General features: G+C 70.5%; 16 protein-coding genes and 1 pseudogene. 9 read left to right on the top strand and 8 right to left on the bottom strand.

Annotation, left to right across the window (positions count from 1 at the left end; translation table 11 throughout):
* Positions 1-153 precede the first annotated feature (153 nt).
* Together DEJ35_RS17045 and DEJ35_RS11940 are read left to right on the top strand one after the other, a co-directional pair.
* Entirely contained in the window at positions 154-429 is a 276-nt protein-coding gene (locus DEJ35_RS17045; RefSeq protein ID WP_146238474.1) for a hypothetical protein, read from the top strand.
* A gap of 22 nt (positions 430-451) precedes the next feature.
* The gene (locus DEJ35_RS11940; RefSeq protein ID WP_181419955.1) at positions 452-1,075 is read left to right on the top strand and encodes an ABC transporter ATP-binding protein; all 624 of its coding nucleotides are present in this window, start codon (positions 452-454) and stop codon (positions 1,073-1,075) included.
* Between the two features lie 25 nt (positions 1,076-1,100).
* Here DEJ35_RS11940 and DEJ35_RS11935 read toward each other — a convergent pair whose 3' ends face one another.
* Positions 1,101-1,964 (bottom strand): shikimate dehydrogenase, encoded by an 864-nt coding sequence (locus tag DEJ35_RS11935; RefSeq protein WP_181419956.1) that lies wholly within the window; start codon positions 1,962-1,964, stop codon positions 1,101-1,103.
* A 58-nt stretch (positions 1,965-2,022) separates the two neighbouring features.
* On the opposite strand from DEJ35_RS11935, the gene DEJ35_RS11930 reads away from it, so the two are divergent.
* On the top strand, positions 2,023-3,030 hold the full coding sequence (locus DEJ35_RS11930) for an iron-siderophore ABC transporter substrate-binding protein (RefSeq protein WP_258369772.1): 1,008 nt from the start codon (positions 2,023-2,025) through the stop codon (positions 3,028-3,030).
* A 105-nt stretch (positions 3,031-3,135) separates the two neighbouring features.
* Here DEJ35_RS11930 and DEJ35_RS11925 read toward each other — a convergent pair whose 3' ends face one another.
* On the bottom strand, positions 3,136-3,540 hold the full coding sequence (locus DEJ35_RS11925; RefSeq protein WP_110858826.1) for a DUF1304 domain-containing protein: 405 nt from the start codon (positions 3,538-3,540) through the stop codon (positions 3,136-3,138).
* A 60-nt stretch (positions 3,541-3,600) separates the two neighbouring features.
* Here DEJ35_RS11925 and DEJ35_RS11920 point away from each other — a divergent pair, with 60 nt between their 5' ends.
* Genes DEJ35_RS11920 through DEJ35_RS11910 form a run of 3 tightly spaced genes read left to right on the top strand, consistent with a single transcriptional unit; the run spans position 3,601 to position 5,440 of the window.
* The gene (locus DEJ35_RS11920) at positions 3,601-3,924 is read left to right on the top strand and encodes a chorismate mutase (protein ID WP_110858827.1); all 324 of its coding nucleotides are present in this window, start codon (positions 3,601-3,603) and stop codon (positions 3,922-3,924) included.
* Positions 3,921-5,009 carry a beta-propeller fold lactonase family protein gene (locus tag DEJ35_RS11915; RefSeq protein WP_110858828.1) on the top strand — a complete coding sequence of 363 codons (1,089 nt, stop codon included), beginning with the start codon at positions 3,921-3,923 and terminating at the stop codon, positions 5,007-5,009. Before DEJ35_RS11920 ends, DEJ35_RS11915 begins: the two co-directional genes overlap by 4 nt.
* 2 nt (positions 5,010-5,011) lie before the next feature.
* The gene (locus DEJ35_RS11910) at positions 5,012-5,440 is read left to right on the top strand and encodes a GNAT family N-acetyltransferase (RefSeq protein ID WP_110858829.1); all 429 of its coding nucleotides are present in this window, start codon (positions 5,012-5,014) and stop codon (positions 5,438-5,440) included.
* Between the two features lie 21 nt (positions 5,441-5,461).
* Here the strand turns inward: DEJ35_RS11910 and DEJ35_RS11905 are convergent, their stop codons facing one another.
* From DEJ35_RS11905 to purS, 4 genes are read right to left on the bottom strand one after another with little or no spacing between them, the layout of a single operon-like run.
* Complete coding sequence (locus DEJ35_RS11905) at positions 5,462-6,382, bottom strand: 2-hydroxyacid dehydrogenase (RefSeq protein ID WP_110858830.1); 921 nt, start codon at positions 6,380-6,382, stop codon at positions 5,462-5,464.
* A gap of 13 nt (positions 6,383-6,395) precedes the next feature.
* On the bottom strand, positions 6,396-8,777 hold the full coding sequence (gene purL / locus DEJ35_RS11900; RefSeq protein ID WP_231495638.1) for a phosphoribosylformylglycinamidine synthase subunit PurL: 2,382 nt from the start codon (positions 8,775-8,777) through the stop codon (positions 6,396-6,398).
* Positions 8,778-8,794: 17 nt separating this feature from the next.
* Positions 8,795-9,490 (bottom strand): phosphoribosylformylglycinamidine synthase subunit PurQ, encoded by a 696-nt coding sequence (gene purQ / locus DEJ35_RS11895; protein ID WP_110858942.1) that lies wholly within the window; start codon positions 9,488-9,490, stop codon positions 8,795-8,797.
* A 5-nt stretch (positions 9,491-9,495) separates the two neighbouring features.
* Positions 9,496-9,747: a phosphoribosylformylglycinamidine synthase subunit PurS gene (purS, locus tag DEJ35_RS11890; RefSeq protein WP_017886272.1), complete on the bottom strand. Its 252-nt coding sequence runs from the start codon at positions 9,745-9,747 to the stop codon at positions 9,496-9,498.
* Between the two features lie 177 nt (positions 9,748-9,924).
* On the opposite strand from purS, the gene DEJ35_RS11885 reads away from it, so the two are divergent.
* Together DEJ35_RS11885 and DEJ35_RS11880 are read left to right on the top strand one after the other, a co-directional pair.
* Complete coding sequence (locus DEJ35_RS11885) at positions 9,925-10,533, top strand: PadR family transcriptional regulator (protein ID WP_051596619.1); 609 nt, start codon at positions 9,925-9,927, stop codon at positions 10,531-10,533.
* A complete protein-coding gene (locus tag DEJ35_RS11880) occupies positions 10,530-12,074 on the top strand; it encodes a DHA2 family efflux MFS transporter permease subunit (RefSeq protein ID WP_027465025.1) in 1,545 nt (514 codons plus the stop codon). Before DEJ35_RS11885 ends, DEJ35_RS11880 begins: the two co-directional genes overlap by 4 nt.
* Positions 12,075-12,195: 121 nt before the next feature.
* Here the strand turns inward: DEJ35_RS11880 and DEJ35_RS11875 are convergent, their stop codons facing one another.
* Positions 12,196-13,026 (bottom strand): cytochrome c oxidase assembly protein, encoded by an 831-nt coding sequence (locus tag DEJ35_RS11875; protein ID WP_258378472.1) that lies wholly within the window; start codon positions 13,024-13,026, stop codon positions 12,196-12,198.
* 156 nt (positions 13,027-13,182) lie between these two features.
* Complete coding sequence (locus DEJ35_RS11870) at positions 13,183-14,496, bottom strand: acyltransferase (RefSeq protein WP_111192793.1); 1,314 nt, start codon at positions 14,494-14,496, stop codon at positions 13,183-13,185.
* A gap of 169 nt (positions 14,497-14,665) precedes the next feature.
* On the opposite strand from DEJ35_RS11870, the pseudogene DEJ35_RS11865 reads away from it, so the two are divergent.
* Positions 14,666-15,085 (top strand): annotated as a pseudogene (locus DEJ35_RS11865) (Fur family transcriptional regulator); the annotation flags it as partial.
* Between the last annotated feature and the right edge of the window lie 31 nt (positions 15,086-15,116).

Below are 15,116 nucleotides of genomic sequence, written 5' to 3'. Positions count from 1 at the left end.
CTCGGGGGCGCCGTTGTTCGCGGTGGCTGGGTTCGTGGTCGCCGCGGGCATCGCCATCACCGGGGTGTTCCTGCTCGCCAAGCACCACCCGCAGACCCGGGCCTGACGCCGCCCGACACGGGGCCGGAGCGCGATGGCCGTCCACTCGGCAGGGTGCCCGATGCAGCTTCTCTTGGGGGTGCGCTTACCCGGAGGCTAGAGGACTTCCATTTCAATGTAAAAGCTAATATTCTGCCGAGCATTGCCATCGGGTTCAGTGCTGGCGTCCTGCTCTGGATCACGGCACAAGCGGGGCTGCAGGCAACGGACGTCACCAACGCTACTTTCATCGGTGGCCCGATCTTCGTGACTGCTGTCACCGCCGGGGTCGCGTTGGTCGGTTTCACGAGGCGTTTCTCGAGGAAGCAAGTGAGGGCATATGCCTACTGAGACGCAAGAAGGTCTGGGCGTAATGCTCCGCGACCTCACCCACCTTGTGGCGGGGCGGTCGCTGATCCGGGACCTGCACGCGAACGCCGATGCCAGAGCTCTCACCGCCGTCGTCGGTCCGTCGGGATCGGGCAAGTCGACTCTCCTCCGTGTCGTCGGTGGACTCGAGCGCCCAACTCGGGGGCTTGTGCAGGTGGGGGACTTGACCGTCAACGCTCTTGGGGCCGGGGCCCAGCGAAAGTACCTACGGGAGCAGGTGGGATTCGTGTTTCAAGATGCAGGACCCGTCGAGCATTGGAGTGCGCGCAAGAACATCTCGATCGCGTTGAAGGCTCTCCCCTCCTCTCCGGCGAGTGACCAGCTCGGAATCGAGGATGCGGCCGACGCCGTTGGCATCGACGGAGTCCTCGATGCGCCCGCATATTCTCTGAGCGGCGGGGAGAGGATTCGTGTGGCGTTCGCTCGTCTGCTCGTGCGTAAGCCTGCACTCGTGCTCGCGGATGAGCCAACGGCTGCCTTGGATGCCGAGAACGCGAACGAAATTCACGTTCTCTTGCGCTCCCTCGCCGATGCGGGCTCCACCGTCCTGACCGCTACGCACGATCGCGACCTGATCGAACGGTGTGACGCGACTATCGGTCTTTGACGACTCGCGGTCCGCGAGGGGTCGCCTAACCGATGACGGCGGGTAGGTCGACCGCGGTGCGCATGGCCCGGCGGACGCCGGCCTCGTCGGGGAGCAGTTCGTCCTCGTCACCGGTCAGGAAGAACCGGATCTGCCCGATCGCCTGCTCGGTGAGCATGTCGAGGCCGTTCAGCACGCGGCCCCCGGCATCGGTCCAGCGGCTGGCGACCACGGTGGGCCACGGTTCGTAGGCGACGTCGAACAGGACGGCGTCCGGCCCCGACGGACGGAACTCGAGCGGGTCGGCGGCACCGCCAGGCAGCGTCGAGAGGACGAACCCGTGGTGCGTGCCGGCGAGCTCGGTCAGGGGGTGCACCTCGAGCGTGACCCCGAGCCGGACGGCCAGGTCGACCAGCGCGCGCGTCTTCGCGGTGTCACGGACGAACACCCGGACGAGCGACGCCCCGAGCCGCACGGCAGCCGTCAGGGCGCTCGCTGCAGTGGCTCCGCCGCCCAGGATCGTGGCCTCGCCGGGCAGGTGTCCGAGCGCCTCGACCGGGCGGACGAGCCCCTGCACGTCGGTGTTGGCGCCGGCTCGGACGAGCGTGGAACCCTCGAGGCGGAACGCGACCGTGTTGGCGACCCCGAGTTCGTCGACGAGCGGGGTGGTGCGGTCGAGCAGCGGCAGGACCTCGCGCTTGAGCGGCATCGTGAGACTCAGCCCACGCCATTCCGGACCCAGCCCCGCGACGAACGCGGCGAGGCCGCCGGACGCGACCTCGTGCCTCCCGTAGGTGAAGGGCAGGTCGAGCGCATCGTAGGCCGCTGCGTGGAGCGTGGGCGAGAGCGAGTGCGCGATGGGGGAGCCGAGCACCGCGAGGTGCGTGCGGCCTGGATCGGTGAACGCCACGGTCACCCAGCCTAGCCAGCCGTGTTCCTGAGTGCCCCGTTAGGTTAGGCTACCCTTCGTGAACCGTTTCCCCTTGCGTCTCCGACGCGTGCTCGCCGCAGCCGGCGCCGTCGTCGCAGCGTCCCTCGTCCTCGCCGGCTGCGCGTCCGGCTCCGGCTCCTCGACCGACTCGGCGTCGTCGGGGTCGTCCGACGCCGCGTTCCCGGTCTCGATCACGACCGGCCTCGGCACCACCACCATCGAGTCGGCACCGAAGCGCGTCGTCGCGCTCGGGTGGGGCGACGCCGAGACGGCTCTCGAGCTCGGTGTCCAGCCGGTCGGGGCGAGCGACTGGCTCGCCTTCGGCGGCGACGGTGTCGGTCCGTGGCTCAAGGGTGCGTACGACGAGTCACCGAAGATCATCCAGACGCTCGAGCCGAGCTACGAGGACATCCTCAAGCTCAACCCCGACGTCATCCTCGACGTGAAGTCCTCGGGTGACAAGGAGCGGTACGACAAGCTGTCGGCGATCGCGCCGACCGTCGCGATCCCGAAGGGCGGCGAGAACTACCTCGCCTCGACCGAGCAGCAGACGACCATGATCGCGAAGGCGCTCGGCAAGGAGTCCGAGGGCAAGAAGCTGCTCTCCGGCCTCGACGACGCCTACGCCGCAGCACGCAAGGCGCACCCGGACTTCGACGGCAAGACGGCTGTCGTCGGTGCCTACAGCTCCGAGGGCTTCGGGGCGTACGCCTCCACCGACAGCCGTTCGACCTTCATGCGGAACCTGGGCTTCGAGATCCCGAAGGCCATCGACGAGCAGGCCGGCAAGGAGTTCTCCGTGCACCTGTCCGACGAGAACCTCGACCTGCTCGACGCCGACCTGACGCTGATCCTGCCGATCTACGTCGACGCGTCAGAGGCCTCGTCGAACAAGCTGTTCCAGAAGGTGCCGTCGGTCGAGGCCGGGCACTCGATCGTCTTCGACGACAAGGACGTATCGTCCGCGTTCTCGATGGGCACGACGGCCGCGATCGAGTGGGCGCTCGACAAGCTGCCGGCGCAGTTCGAGGACAAGCTCGGCTAGAGCGGGTCTCGAGCTTCACGACCTTCACGACCTTCACGCGAAAGCGACAGGGTGCCGCCGATGTTCGGTGGCACCCTGTCGCTTTCGCAGTTCGGGGGCGTCCGACTAAACGCCGACGGTGGAGCCGAGCAGCGCGAAGAGCAGCGCGATCAGGGGGAGCGTGCCCTGCTTGAAGGCGGAGTTGACGTACTTGCGACCCGTGCCGAGCAGGATCACCGCGGCACCGAGCATGCTCGCGGTCGAGAACACCACGAGGGTCCAGCCGCTCACGGTGTTGCCGGCCAGCACGAGCACGACGCCGAGGATCGCCCCGATCGCCAGGAACAGGTTGTAGAAGCCCTGGTTGAAGGCGAGCGAACGGGTCGCCACGGCTTCGGTCTCGGAAGCGATGCCGAAGATCCGGCGTGCCTGCGGACTGGTCCAGATGATCGATTCGAGGAAGAAGATGTACACGTGGACGAGGCCCGCGAGGACCGCACAGACACCCGAGATCACCAGCAGGACCGACATGTGCACATTCTCGCAGCAGCGGACCGGGTTCCGCTGCACGTCCGCCAGTAGGCTCGGACCATGAACGACGACGTCACCCCGCCCGAGGCCGACGCGAGCGCCGTCGCCGAACTGCGGAGCATCCGGCAGAGCATCGACAACATCGACGCCGCCGTGATCCACATGCTCGCGGAGCGCTTCAAGTACACGCAGCGCGTGGGGCACCTGAAGGCCGAGTCGGGCATGCCGGCCGCCGATCCGGATCGCGAACGGGTCCAGGTCGCACGGCTCCGGTCGCTCGCCGCCGACTCCCACCTCGACCCCGCCTTCGCCGAGAAGTTCCTCAACTTCATCGTCGCCGAGGTCATCCACCACCACGAGCGCATCGCGGGCCGCGACGAATGAGCGCCGAGCTGCCGTCGCTGCTCATCGGGTCGTACACGGCGACCGGCGCGGGGAACGCCACGGGCATCTCGCTGGTCGACGCCGGGCCGGCCGGAGCCGTTCCGGCACCCCGGACCGTCGCAGTGCTCGACGACCCCTCGTTCCTGGCGGTCTCGGCTGACCGGGTCTACGCGGTCTCCGAGACGAACGACGGCGCCGTGTCGGCCTTCCGGCTGCAGGGCGGCGCGCTCGAGCACCTGTGGGATGCCCCCGCCGGCGGAGACGCCCCGTGCCACGTGCGGGTCGACCCCTCGGGCGCGCTGGTGGTCACGAACTACGTCTCCGGCACGGTCGCGGCGATCTCCCTCGCCCCGGCCGAGTCGCACGCCGCCTCGGTGACCGCCAGTGACGGCGTCGTGCTGCACGGGGACGCCACCCAGCGCTCCGTGCCGGCCGAGGCCGTCGCGGTCGCCGCGCTGCCCGACGCCACGGGTCCTGACGACGACCGCCAGGACGGCCCGCACGCCCACCAGTCGATCGCCACCCCGGACGGCACGGTGCTCGTCGCCGACCTCGGCGGCGATGCCCTGCACGAGTTCCGCGTCACGGTGTCGGCCCACGGGGTCCCCGACATCGAGGCGCTCCGCGTGCACCACGTGACACCCGGCGCCGGCCCCAGGCACATGGCCTGGATCGACGGTGACCTGCTCGTCGCCGGTGAACTCGACGGGCGTGTGCACCGCCTGCGCCGCGACGACTCCGGGTCGTTCGTGACGATCGCTGCCGTGCCGACGTTCGACGGTGCCGTGGGGGAGTCGCTGCTCAGCCACATCGAGGTCGACGACGCCGGCCGCGCGTACGTGGCGGTGCGCGGGCGTGACCTGCTCGTGGTGCTCGACGCGCGTGACGGCGGGCTCGCCGTCGTCGGGTCGGTGCCCTGCGGTGGTGTCTGGCCCCGGCACTTCGCGCGGGTGCCCGGGTTCGTCCTGGTGGCGAACCAGATGTCCGATGCCGTCGCCGTGCTGCCGCTCGACGCCGAGGGCATGCCCGGCGAAGCCGTCGCGCAGATCCCGGTCGGCACCCCGACCTGCGTCGTCCCGCTCTGACCGTGACCTCCGCGAAGGCACAGCCCGAGTACCGCATCGTCGTCGGTCCGCCGCCGCTCGAGGACTACCTGCGGCTGCGTCGGGACTCCGGTCTGTCCCCGAAGGACCCCGCCCAGGGTGCCGGAGCGATCGCCGGCAGCTGGTCGGCGTGCCACGTGGTCGACGAGCACGGTACGCCCGTCGCGATGGGGCGCACGATCGGCGACGGCGGGTGGTACTTCCACATCGCCGACATCGCCACCGATCCCGCGCACCAGCGGCGGGGCCTCGGCCGTCGGGTCGTCGAGTGGCTGCTGGCGGACGTCCGCGACCGTGCACCTGCGGGCGCGTACGTCACGCTCGTCGGAGACCCGCCGGGGCAGCGGCTCTACCGGTCCCTCGGGTTCGACGACGTCGCACCGAGCCTGGGGATGGCGCTGCGACTCGAGTGACGCCGCGGTTCCGCTCGCGCGCTAGAACTCGATCAGGTTCTCGAACGGGCGACCCTCGGCCAGCGCGGCGACCTGCTTGCGCATCAGCTCGATCGACCGCGGCACGCTCAGGTCGGTGTTGCCGCCGACGTGCGGGGTCAGCACGGTGTTCGGTGTCGTCCAGAGCGGGTGTCCGGCGGGCAGGGGTTCGGGGTCGGTGACGTCGAGGGCCGCGAACAGCCGCTCCGACCGCAGCTCGGCGACCAGGGCGTCGGTGTCGACGACCTTGCCGCGCGCCACGTTCACCACCAGGGCGCCGTCCGGCAGCGCCGCGAGCAGCTCCGCGTCGACCAGGCGTTCGGTCTCGGCGGTGAGCGGCGCGATGAGCACGAGCACGTCGGTCGTCGGGGCGAGCTCGGGCAGCTCACCGAACGCGTGCACGTGCCGGCCGTCCTGCTCGCGAGCGGTCCGGGCGACCACGGTCACCTCGGTGCGGAACGCCTCGAACCGGGTGGCGATCGCGGACCCGATCGCCCCGTAGCCGACGACGGTCACCCGCCGGTCGGCGAGCGATCGGGTCTCGCGGGAGTCCCAGACGCCGTTGGCACGGTCGACCTGGAACGCCGAGATCTCACGGAGCGACGTCAGCGCGAGGCCGACCGCGAGCTCGGCGGTCTCGTCGTCGTGGATGCCGCGACCGTTCGCCAGCTGCGCGTGCCCGGGCACGTGCGGGATGGCGTGCTCGTACCCGGCGCTCGGCAGCTGCAGCAGCTGGAGCTCGGGCAGGTCGTGCACGAACTGCCAGCGGTGCCGCCCCTCGAAGTAGAACGGCAGGAGCGTGATCGCGACGTCGTCCGGGCGACCGTACGGCGACTCGACGTCCCAGACGTCCAGCTCGATACCGTCCGGCACGGGGCCGAACCGGTCGACGAGCTCGGCGAAGGGCAGGGTGACGATCGGCATCCGCGACCCGGGCCTAGGCGTCGGTGCGCGGCGAGAAGGCACCGTCGGAGTCGAGCGGCCCGCGGCCGACGTACCCCTCGGTGACGTCCTCGACGATCACGTCGCCGAAACGGGCCGGCAGCGTCGCGGCGTGGGTGCCGCGCAGCTCGTCGACCGTGGCCTCGAACGCGCCCTGGACCTCGAGCGTGCTCGACGTCGCGTCGGTCACGCCGATGCGCAGCACCGGGAAGCCCCGGCCGTCGCACATGCCCTGGAACCGCACGTCGTCCTCGCGGCGGACGGTCACGATGACGCGACCGGTCGACTCGGAGAACAGGGCCGTCGCGGTGTCGATGCCGTCACGGGTCTCGAGCTCGTCGAGGACCACGCGGGCGCCGATGCCGAAGCGGAGCACGGACTCGGCGAGCGACTGGCCGAGGCCGCCGTCCGCCAGGTCGTGCGCGCTGGTGAGCAGCTGCTCGCCGGACGCCGCGTACAGCAGCTCGGCGAGGGCCTTCTCGCGCTCGAGGTCGACCGCCGGCGGACGCCCGCCCAGGTGTCCGTGCACGGTGCCGGCCCACGCGGAGCCGTCGAGCTCGAGGCTCGTGGTGCCGAGCAGGTAGATGTTGTGGCCGTCGTCCTGCCACCCCGACGGCACGCGCTTGGCGACGTCGTCGATGATGCCGAGCACGCCGACGACGGGCGTCGGGTGGATGGGGGTCGAGCCGGTCTGGTTGTAGAACGACACGTTGCCGCCGGTGACCGGGATGCCGAGCTCCATGCAGCCGTCGGCCAGCCCCTCGACCGCCTCGGAGAACTGCCACATGACCTCGGGGTTCTCGGGGGAGCCGAAGTTCAGGCAGTCGGTGACGGCGGCGGGGACGGCACCGGTGACGGCGACGTTGCGGTACGCCTCGGCCAGCGCCAGGCGTGCACCCTGCTTCGGGTCGAGCTGGCAGTAGCGGCCGTTCGCGTCGGTGGCGATGGCGACACCGAGCCCCGTTTCCTCGTCGACGCGGATCATGCCGCCGTCGTCGGGGAAGGACAGCGCGGTGTTGCCGAGCACGTAGGTGTCGTACTGGTTCGTGACCCAGTTCTTCGACGCCAGGTTCGGCGAACCGAGCAGGCTGAGGAACTGTGCCTTCAGCGCGGGGCCGTCGGCGGGTCGGTCGAGCGAGGCGGCGGTGTCGGCCTGCAGCGCGTCGATCCAGGTCGGGTAGGCGACCGGGCGGTCGTAGACCGGGCCGTCGACGGCGACGGTGCGCGGGTCGACGTTCACGATCTCCTGGCCCTGCCAGTCGATGACGAGTCGGCCGGTGCCGGTGACCTCGCCCAGCACGCTGGTCTCGACCTCCCACTTGCCGACGACGCTCAGGAACTCGTCGAGCTTGTCGGGGCGGACGACCGCCATCATGCGCTCCTGGCTCTCCGACATCAGGATCTCTTCGGCGGTGAGCGTGGGGTCGCGGAGCAGGACGTCGTCGAGCGAGATGTGCATGCCGCCGTCACCGTTGCTCGCGAGCTCCGAGGTGGCGCAGGAGATGCCCGCGGCGCCGAGGTCCTGGATGCCCTCGACCAGGTCCTTCTGGAACAGCTCGAGGCAGCACTCGATCAGGACCTTCTCGGCGAAGGGGTCGCCGACCTGCACGGCCGGGCGCTTGGTCGGGCCACCCTCGGTGAAGGTGTCGGATGCCAGGATCGACGCGCCGCCGATGCCGTCGCCACCGGTGCGGGCACCGAACAGGACGACCTTGTTGCCGGCGCCGGACGCGTTCGCCAGGTGCAGGTCCTCGTGGCGGAGCACGCCGACCGCGAGGGCGTTGACCAGCGGGTTGCCCTGGTACACCGGGTCGAAGTAAGTCTCGCCGCCGATGTTCGGCAGGCCGAGGCAGTTGCCGTAGAACGAGATGCCACCGACGACGCCGTGCACGACGCGTGCGGTGTCCTCGTGGTCGATCGCGCCGAAGCGGAGCTGGTCCATCACGGCGACGGGCCGGGCGCCCATCGAGATGATGTCGCGGACGATGCCGCCGACACCGGTGGCCGCGCCCTGGTACGGCTCGACGTAGGACGGGTGGTTGTGCGACTCGACCTTGAAGGTCACCGCCCAGCCGTTGCCGACGTCGACGACACCGGCGTTCTCGCCCATGCCGACCATCAGGTTCTTCGTCATCTCCGGCGTGACCTTCTTGCCGAACTGACGGAGGTAGTTCTTCGAGGACTTGTAGGAGCAGTGCTCGCTCCACATCACCGAGTACATCGCCAGCTCGCCCGAGGTGGGGCGGCGGCCGAGGATCTCCTTGATGCGGGCGTACTCGTCCGGCTTCAGGCCCAGCGCGTCGTACGGCTGCTCCTTGTCGGGGGTGGCTGCCGCGTCCTGCACGGTGTCGGGCTTCGGGCGAACGGGTGTCGTCACGGTGTCGTTGTTCCCTGTCACTTGACGAGCGCGTGCTCGATCACGGAGGTGAAGAAGGTCAGGCCGTCGGTGCCCGAGGCCATCGCAGCGGGGGTGTCCGGGCCGAAGCCGGCCTCGGTCGCGTGCTCCGGGTGCGGCATCAGGCCGACGACGTTGCCGCGCTCGTTCGAGACGCCGGCGATGTCGTCGATGGAGCCGTTCGGGTTCACGCCGACGTAGCGGAACACGACCTGGCCGTTGTCCTCGATGCGCTTGATGGTGTCGGCGTCCGCGACGAAGCGGCCGTCGGCGTTCTTCAGCGGGATGGTGATCTCCTGCTGGGCGCTGAACCCGGAGGTCCAGGCGGTCGAGGTGGTCTCGACGCGGAGCTTCTGGTCGCGACGGATGAACTGCTGGTGCGCGTTGCGGGTGTGCGCGCCGGGGACCAGACGGGCCTCGGCCAGCATCTGGAAACCGTTGCAGATGCCGAGCACGGGCATGCCCTTGCCGGCGGCGTCGATGACCTCGGCCATGATCGGCGCCTTCGCGGCGATCGCGCCGGCACGCAGGTAGTCGCCGTACGAGAACCCACCGGGCAGCACGATGGCGTCGACGCCCTGCAGGTCGTGGTCGCCGTGCCACAGGGCGACGGGGTCGGCGCCGGCGAGACGGACGGCGCGCTGGGCGTCGCGGTCGTCGAGCGAGCCGGGGAACGTGATGACGCCGATGCGCATCCGGGTCACTGGCCTTCGACGGTCACGGACACGACGTCCTCGATGACCGCGTTCGAGAAGACGTCGGCCGCGATGTCACGGACCTCGGCGAGCTTGGCGTCGTCGACGGGGCCGTCGACGGTCACCTCGAAGCGCTTGCCGATGCGGACGTTGGTCAGGTCGGCCTTGCCGAGGCGGGCCAGGGCGTTGCCCACGGCCTTCCCCTGGGGGTCGAGGATCTCGGCCTTGGGCATGACCTCGACGACGATCGTTGGCACGTGTTCTCTCCAGCGCTTCAGGGGTGGGGGACGCGACCAGTCTACGGGGCGCGCGCGACACGCCGGGACGTCCCCGGGCCTCCAGGCGGGCCCTTGCTGTGCGTTTGCTCACGTCTGTTCCAACGCGTATATTCCAACCCGAATAGTCAACAACGAACAAGCGGACTGGAGGCACGTGTGCCGTCGCTCACGCCACTCGCGTTCGCCGCGCTCGGGCTCCTGGCCGAGGGGCCGACGCATCCCTACGAGATGTTCCAGACGATGACGCACCGCCGGGACGGCCGGAACGTCAAGGTCCGGCCCGGCACCCTGTACCACCAGGTCGGCCGCCTGGTGGAGCTCGGCCTCGCCGAGGTCGTCGGGACCGACCGGGCGGGCAACCGTCCGGAACGCACCACCTACGCCATCACGGACGACGGGTGGACGGCCCTGCACGACGGGCTCGTCCGGCTGATCGCCGAGCCGGCCGAGGAGTACCCCGTCTTCCACCTGGCCGTCGCCGAGATCGAGAACCTGTCGGTCGACGAGGCCGAGTCCGCCCTCCGGGCACGGGCCGTCGCACTCCGGGCCCAGCGCGACGAGGCGGACGAGATCCTCGGGGTCGTCCGTGCGAAGGACCTGCCCGAGCGGTACTGGCTCGACGTGTCGTACGTGCGTGCCATGCTCACGACGCAGATCGAGTGGCTCGCCGCCACGGCCGACCGGATCGCCGCCGGCCACATCTCCTGGGACGCCTCCGTCGCGTCCGCAGACACCACCACGAACAGCAAGGAAACCACTCGATGACCACCGTCACGCCTCCGCGGACGACCGAGAAGAAGCCGTGGCCTGCCCTGTGGGCACTCGTCGTCGGGTTCTTCATGATCCTCGTCGACTCGACCATCGTGTCGGTCGCCACCCCCACCATCGCCCAGAAGCTCGACGCGGACATCAACTCCGTGATCTGGGTGACGAGCGCCTACCTGCTCGCCTACGCCGTGCCGCTGCTCATCACCGGCCGGCTCGGCGACCGCTTCGGCCCGAAGGTCATGTACCAGATCGGCCTCGTGGTCTTCACGCTCGCCAGCCTGTGGTGCGGCCTGGCCGGCTCGATCGAGGTGCTGATCGTCGCCCGCGTCGTGCAGGGCCTCGGCGCCGCGATGATGAGCCCGCAGACCATGTCGGTCATCACGCGCATCTTCCCGCCGCAGAACCGCGGCGCGGCCATGGGCCTCTGGGGCGCCGTCGCCGGTGTCGCGTCGCTCGTCGGCCCGATCGTGGGCGGCCTGCTCGTCGACGGATTCGGCTGGGAGTGGATCTTCTTCGTGAACGTCCCCGTCGGTGTCGTGGCGTTCGTGCTCGCGCAGCGCTTCGTGCCGTCGTTCGAGCGTCACGGACACCGCTTCGACTACCTCGGCATCTTCCTGTCGGCAGCGGGCCTGTTCCTGCTCGTCTTCGGCATCCAGGAAGGCGAGACCTACGACTGGGGCGTGATCGCCGGTCCGATCTCGGTGTGGTCGCTCATCATCGTCGGCCTCGTGGTGCTCGCCGGCTTCGTCGTCTGGCAGGGCGTGCAGAAGGGTGAGCCGCTGCTGCCGCTCGGCCTGTTCAAGGACCGCAACTTCACGCTGGCCAACGTCGCCATCACCGCCGTCGGTGTCGCGATCGCCTCGTTCGCGCTGCCGATCATGCTGTGGGCCCAGGACGTCCTGCGCTTCTCGCCGACCCAGGCCGCACTGCTCCTCGTGCCGCAGGCCGTGCTGTCCGCCGCACTCGCGCCGATCGTCGGCAAGAACCTGAACCGCTGGAACCCGCGCTGGGTCGCCTCGTTCGGGCTCGCCTGCTTCTCCGTCGGCCTGTTCTGGTTCGGCGCCCTGCTGTCGAGCGGTGCCGAGTGGGGCTGGGTGCTCCTGCCGAGCGCGCTCCTCGGCCTCGCCAACGCCTGCATGTGGGGACCGCTGTCCGTCTCGGCGACGCGCAACCTGCCGCCGAAGCTGGCCGGTGCCGGCTCGGGTGTCTACAACACCACGCGCCAGATCGGTGCGGTGCTCGGTTCCGCCGGCATCGCCGCCCTGATGGAGGCCCGGATCACCGCGAACTTCCCGGCGTCGTCCGGTGGGGCCACGGCCGGTGGCGCGGAGCAGCAGGTCGGCGCACTGCCGGGCTTCCTGCTCGAGCCGTTCTCCAAGGCCATGGGTGAGTCGCTCTACCTGCCGGCGATCGTGCTCATCGTGGCCATCGTCGCGGCGCTGTTCCTGGCGAAGCCGAAGCAGACCGTCGCCTGGCAGCAGACCGGCTCGGTGACCACGCAGCCCGACGCCGAGCCCGCGGGGGCCCCGTCGAAGTAGGGCGCGACCGCACGTCGTGAGCAGGAATGGTCGGGTCGCCTTCGGGTACCCGGCCATTGCTGCTCACGAAGCGAAGCGAAGCGGGGCGTCGCGTGGCGTCGCGTGGCGTCGCGCCGACCGCTCATCCGCGGCGCTGCAGGTGCGCCCGGGTGAGCTCGTCCACCTGCTCGTCGGTCAGGGCGTCGACGGCCCGGGCCTCGCGGCGGTCGGTCCGCTGCCACCGGATGAACAGGGCGACGAGCACGGGGATGTCCGCCACCTCGGCGATGAACCACAGCAGGTCGCCCGCCAGGTGCTGGTCCTGCAGCGGCGACGGGTACCAGGCCCGACCCACCACCGGCACGAGGGACCCGTCGAGCACGTGGTTCGTGATCCGCAGCACGATGCCGGGCACCGCGTCGACGACGAGCTCGACGAACGCGAGCAGGAACTCGGCCGTGGCGAACGTCGACGAGACGAGCACACCGACCTCGGACAGTGGTGCGAGCAGCCCGAACCCGAGCGCCGGCACGGCCACGGTGATGATGGCGGCCCATGCGGGGGACTCCCGGATCACCGCCGAGAACGGGGTGAGCAGGACGGCGAACAGCGCGAGCGCGACCAGCGGGGCGACGATCGCGTTGCCGAGCAGGCGCACCGGACGTGACCGCATGACCGCGTCGGCGACCTGCGCGAGACGAGCCGGGCCTCCGATCCGGAGCAGTGCGACCGGCGCACCGAGCGCGGCGAAGGTGGGGACCGCGAAGAACAGCAGGGCGGCCCGCAGGACGAACGCCCAGCGCAACCGCTCGTCGTCGACGCCGACGATGCCGAACTGCAGGACGCCGAACAGCACGAGCGCCGTGGCGAAGGCGAGCGTGCGCCACCACGGCCATCGGTCACCACCTCGAGCCGCGCCGACGACCCACCGGAGGTAGGCGACGGCGGCGACGACGAGGAGCGCCGCCGCCAGGGGGTCGAACCGCCAGGTGCTCCAGAACTCGGGTGTCGACGGCGTGGGGAGCCTCCTGGGGATCAGGCGGACTCGTCCTTCGCGTCGCCGAAGCCATCCTCCGTCCGCCCGACGTCCGCCGGGGGTCCGTCGTGGACCGCGACGGTGAGAACCGGTTCAGATCCGGGCGACCCCGCGTGCCGGGACGGTCCGCGACAGCAGCCAGACGCCCACCGGCACGGCCACGGCACCGACGAGCGCGACGCCGAACGACAGGTGCAGCTGCATCACGAGGAACGCCGGGCCGATCGTGCAGAGGGCGGCGAACGCGACGACCGGCCACGACGGACGGTCGGCCGACGGCAGCAGCCGGGGGAGCGGCCGGTCGAACCAGCGCAGAGCCCTGGCCACCCCGATCGCGACGGCGAGCACCACCACGAGTGCGACGATGCGCGACGCCCACCACGGGCCGGAGCCCGGCGCCGGGAACGGCACCCCGACGAGCAGGGCGATGCCGTTCAGCGCGATGAACAGCGGCAGGTGCCACAGGTAGATGGTCATGCCGTCGCGGCCGAGGACGAACACGGCCCCGAGTGCGGCCCGCGTGCGCATCAGCCTGGTGAGCGGAGCGTGCACGAGCTGGACCAGGCAGGCCTGCGCGATCGCCAGGAACGCCAGCGGGAGCATCGGCGGGTTGAGGTCCTGCAGCATGTCCGGTGCCCAGAGCCCGACCGAGGTCATCGGCACGAGCACGGCGTACGCGGCGACGGCGATGCCGAGCAGGAGCACCTTCGACCGGCGCGCGAACCAGCCGTCGGCCCAGAGGAAGCCGAGCTGCTGCGCGAAGAGCCACACCGGCCCGAGGTTGAGCAGCCCGACCTCGGCGACACCGGTGGACAGGCGGACGGCGTCGACCGCCCCGGCGAGCACGAGCAGCACGGCGAGGGTGGCCCAGGGTGCTCGCTCGTGCAGGCGCATCATCACGGGGACGCAGCACTGGGTGATGCCGTAGGCAGCCAGGAACCAGAGCGGCGAACCGATGCCGAACGCGACCTCGGCCAGGAGCTCCGGCGGCGTGCCAGCGGCCGTGGCGACCCCGAGCCCGAGCGCGAGGAACACGAACAGCGGCACCGCGGGCCGGAACAGCCGCACCAGGCGGGTGGCCAGGTAGTCGCGGGCGGGGCTCGGCGCGCCACGGGCGACGGTGCTGCGCCAGCCGACGGCGCTCGCGAACCCGCCGACCACGAAGAACAGCGGCATCACCTGCCCGACCCAGGTGGCGGCGACGTACCAGGGGAGTTCCTGCAGCGGGCTCGTGACCCGCACCCCCTGGTCATCGGCCGCGACGCCGACCATCGTGACGTGCACGATGACGACGAGGACGACGCAGGCCGTCCGGATGAGGTCGACGACCAGGTCCCGCTTCGCGATGATCCCCCGGACGTCCGCGGTGCTGTTCGCCTGTTCAGGCAGACCCTGGCTCGTGGACATGTCCGGACGTTAGCGTGCGGAACGGTCGGTCCAGTGTCGTCCCAGCTGATCGCGACCCGATCGTGACACTTCGTATTCCGGTGGCGGCATGCGTCCCCTCGCTGGTCGGCAGCAGAAGCTCGTGTACAGTGAACGCGTTGTCTTGATTCCTGCAAAAGAAAGGCTCAGCATGGACGCCGACGCCGATCTGCTCCGTTCTTCGGGGCTCCGGGTCACGACCCCACGACTCGCGGTACTCCGCGCGACGGACTCGATGCCGCACGCCACCGCGGACGACATCGTCACCGCGCTCGCCGTGGAGCTGCCGACCACCAGTCACCAGGCCGTCTACGGCGTGCTGAACGCCCTGACCGGCGTCGGGCTCGTCCGCCGCATCGAACCGGCCGGCAGCCCTGCGCGCTACGAGCGCCGCACCGGTGACAACCACCACCACATCGTCTGCACCCTGTGCGGCGCGATCGAGGACGTCGACTGCGCGGTCGGCCACTCGCCCTGCCTGACGCCGTCCGAGACCCACGGCTTCGCGGTCACCACCGCCGAGGTCACCTACTGGGGCATCTGCGAACGCTGTGCGGCGGCAGAGCGCGACGACCCAGACGCGCCCGACGCGGCGCGCGACG

The sequence above is a fragment of the Curtobacterium sp. MCPF17_051 genome, from assembly GCF_003234595.1.
GTDB classification, from domain to species: Bacteria; Actinomycetota; Actinomycetes; order Actinomycetales; family Microbacteriaceae; genus Curtobacterium; species Curtobacterium flaccumfaciens.
The sequence above is the reverse complement of the archived record's forward strand: the minus strand, read 5'-3'. Positions and strand labels throughout refer to the sequence as shown.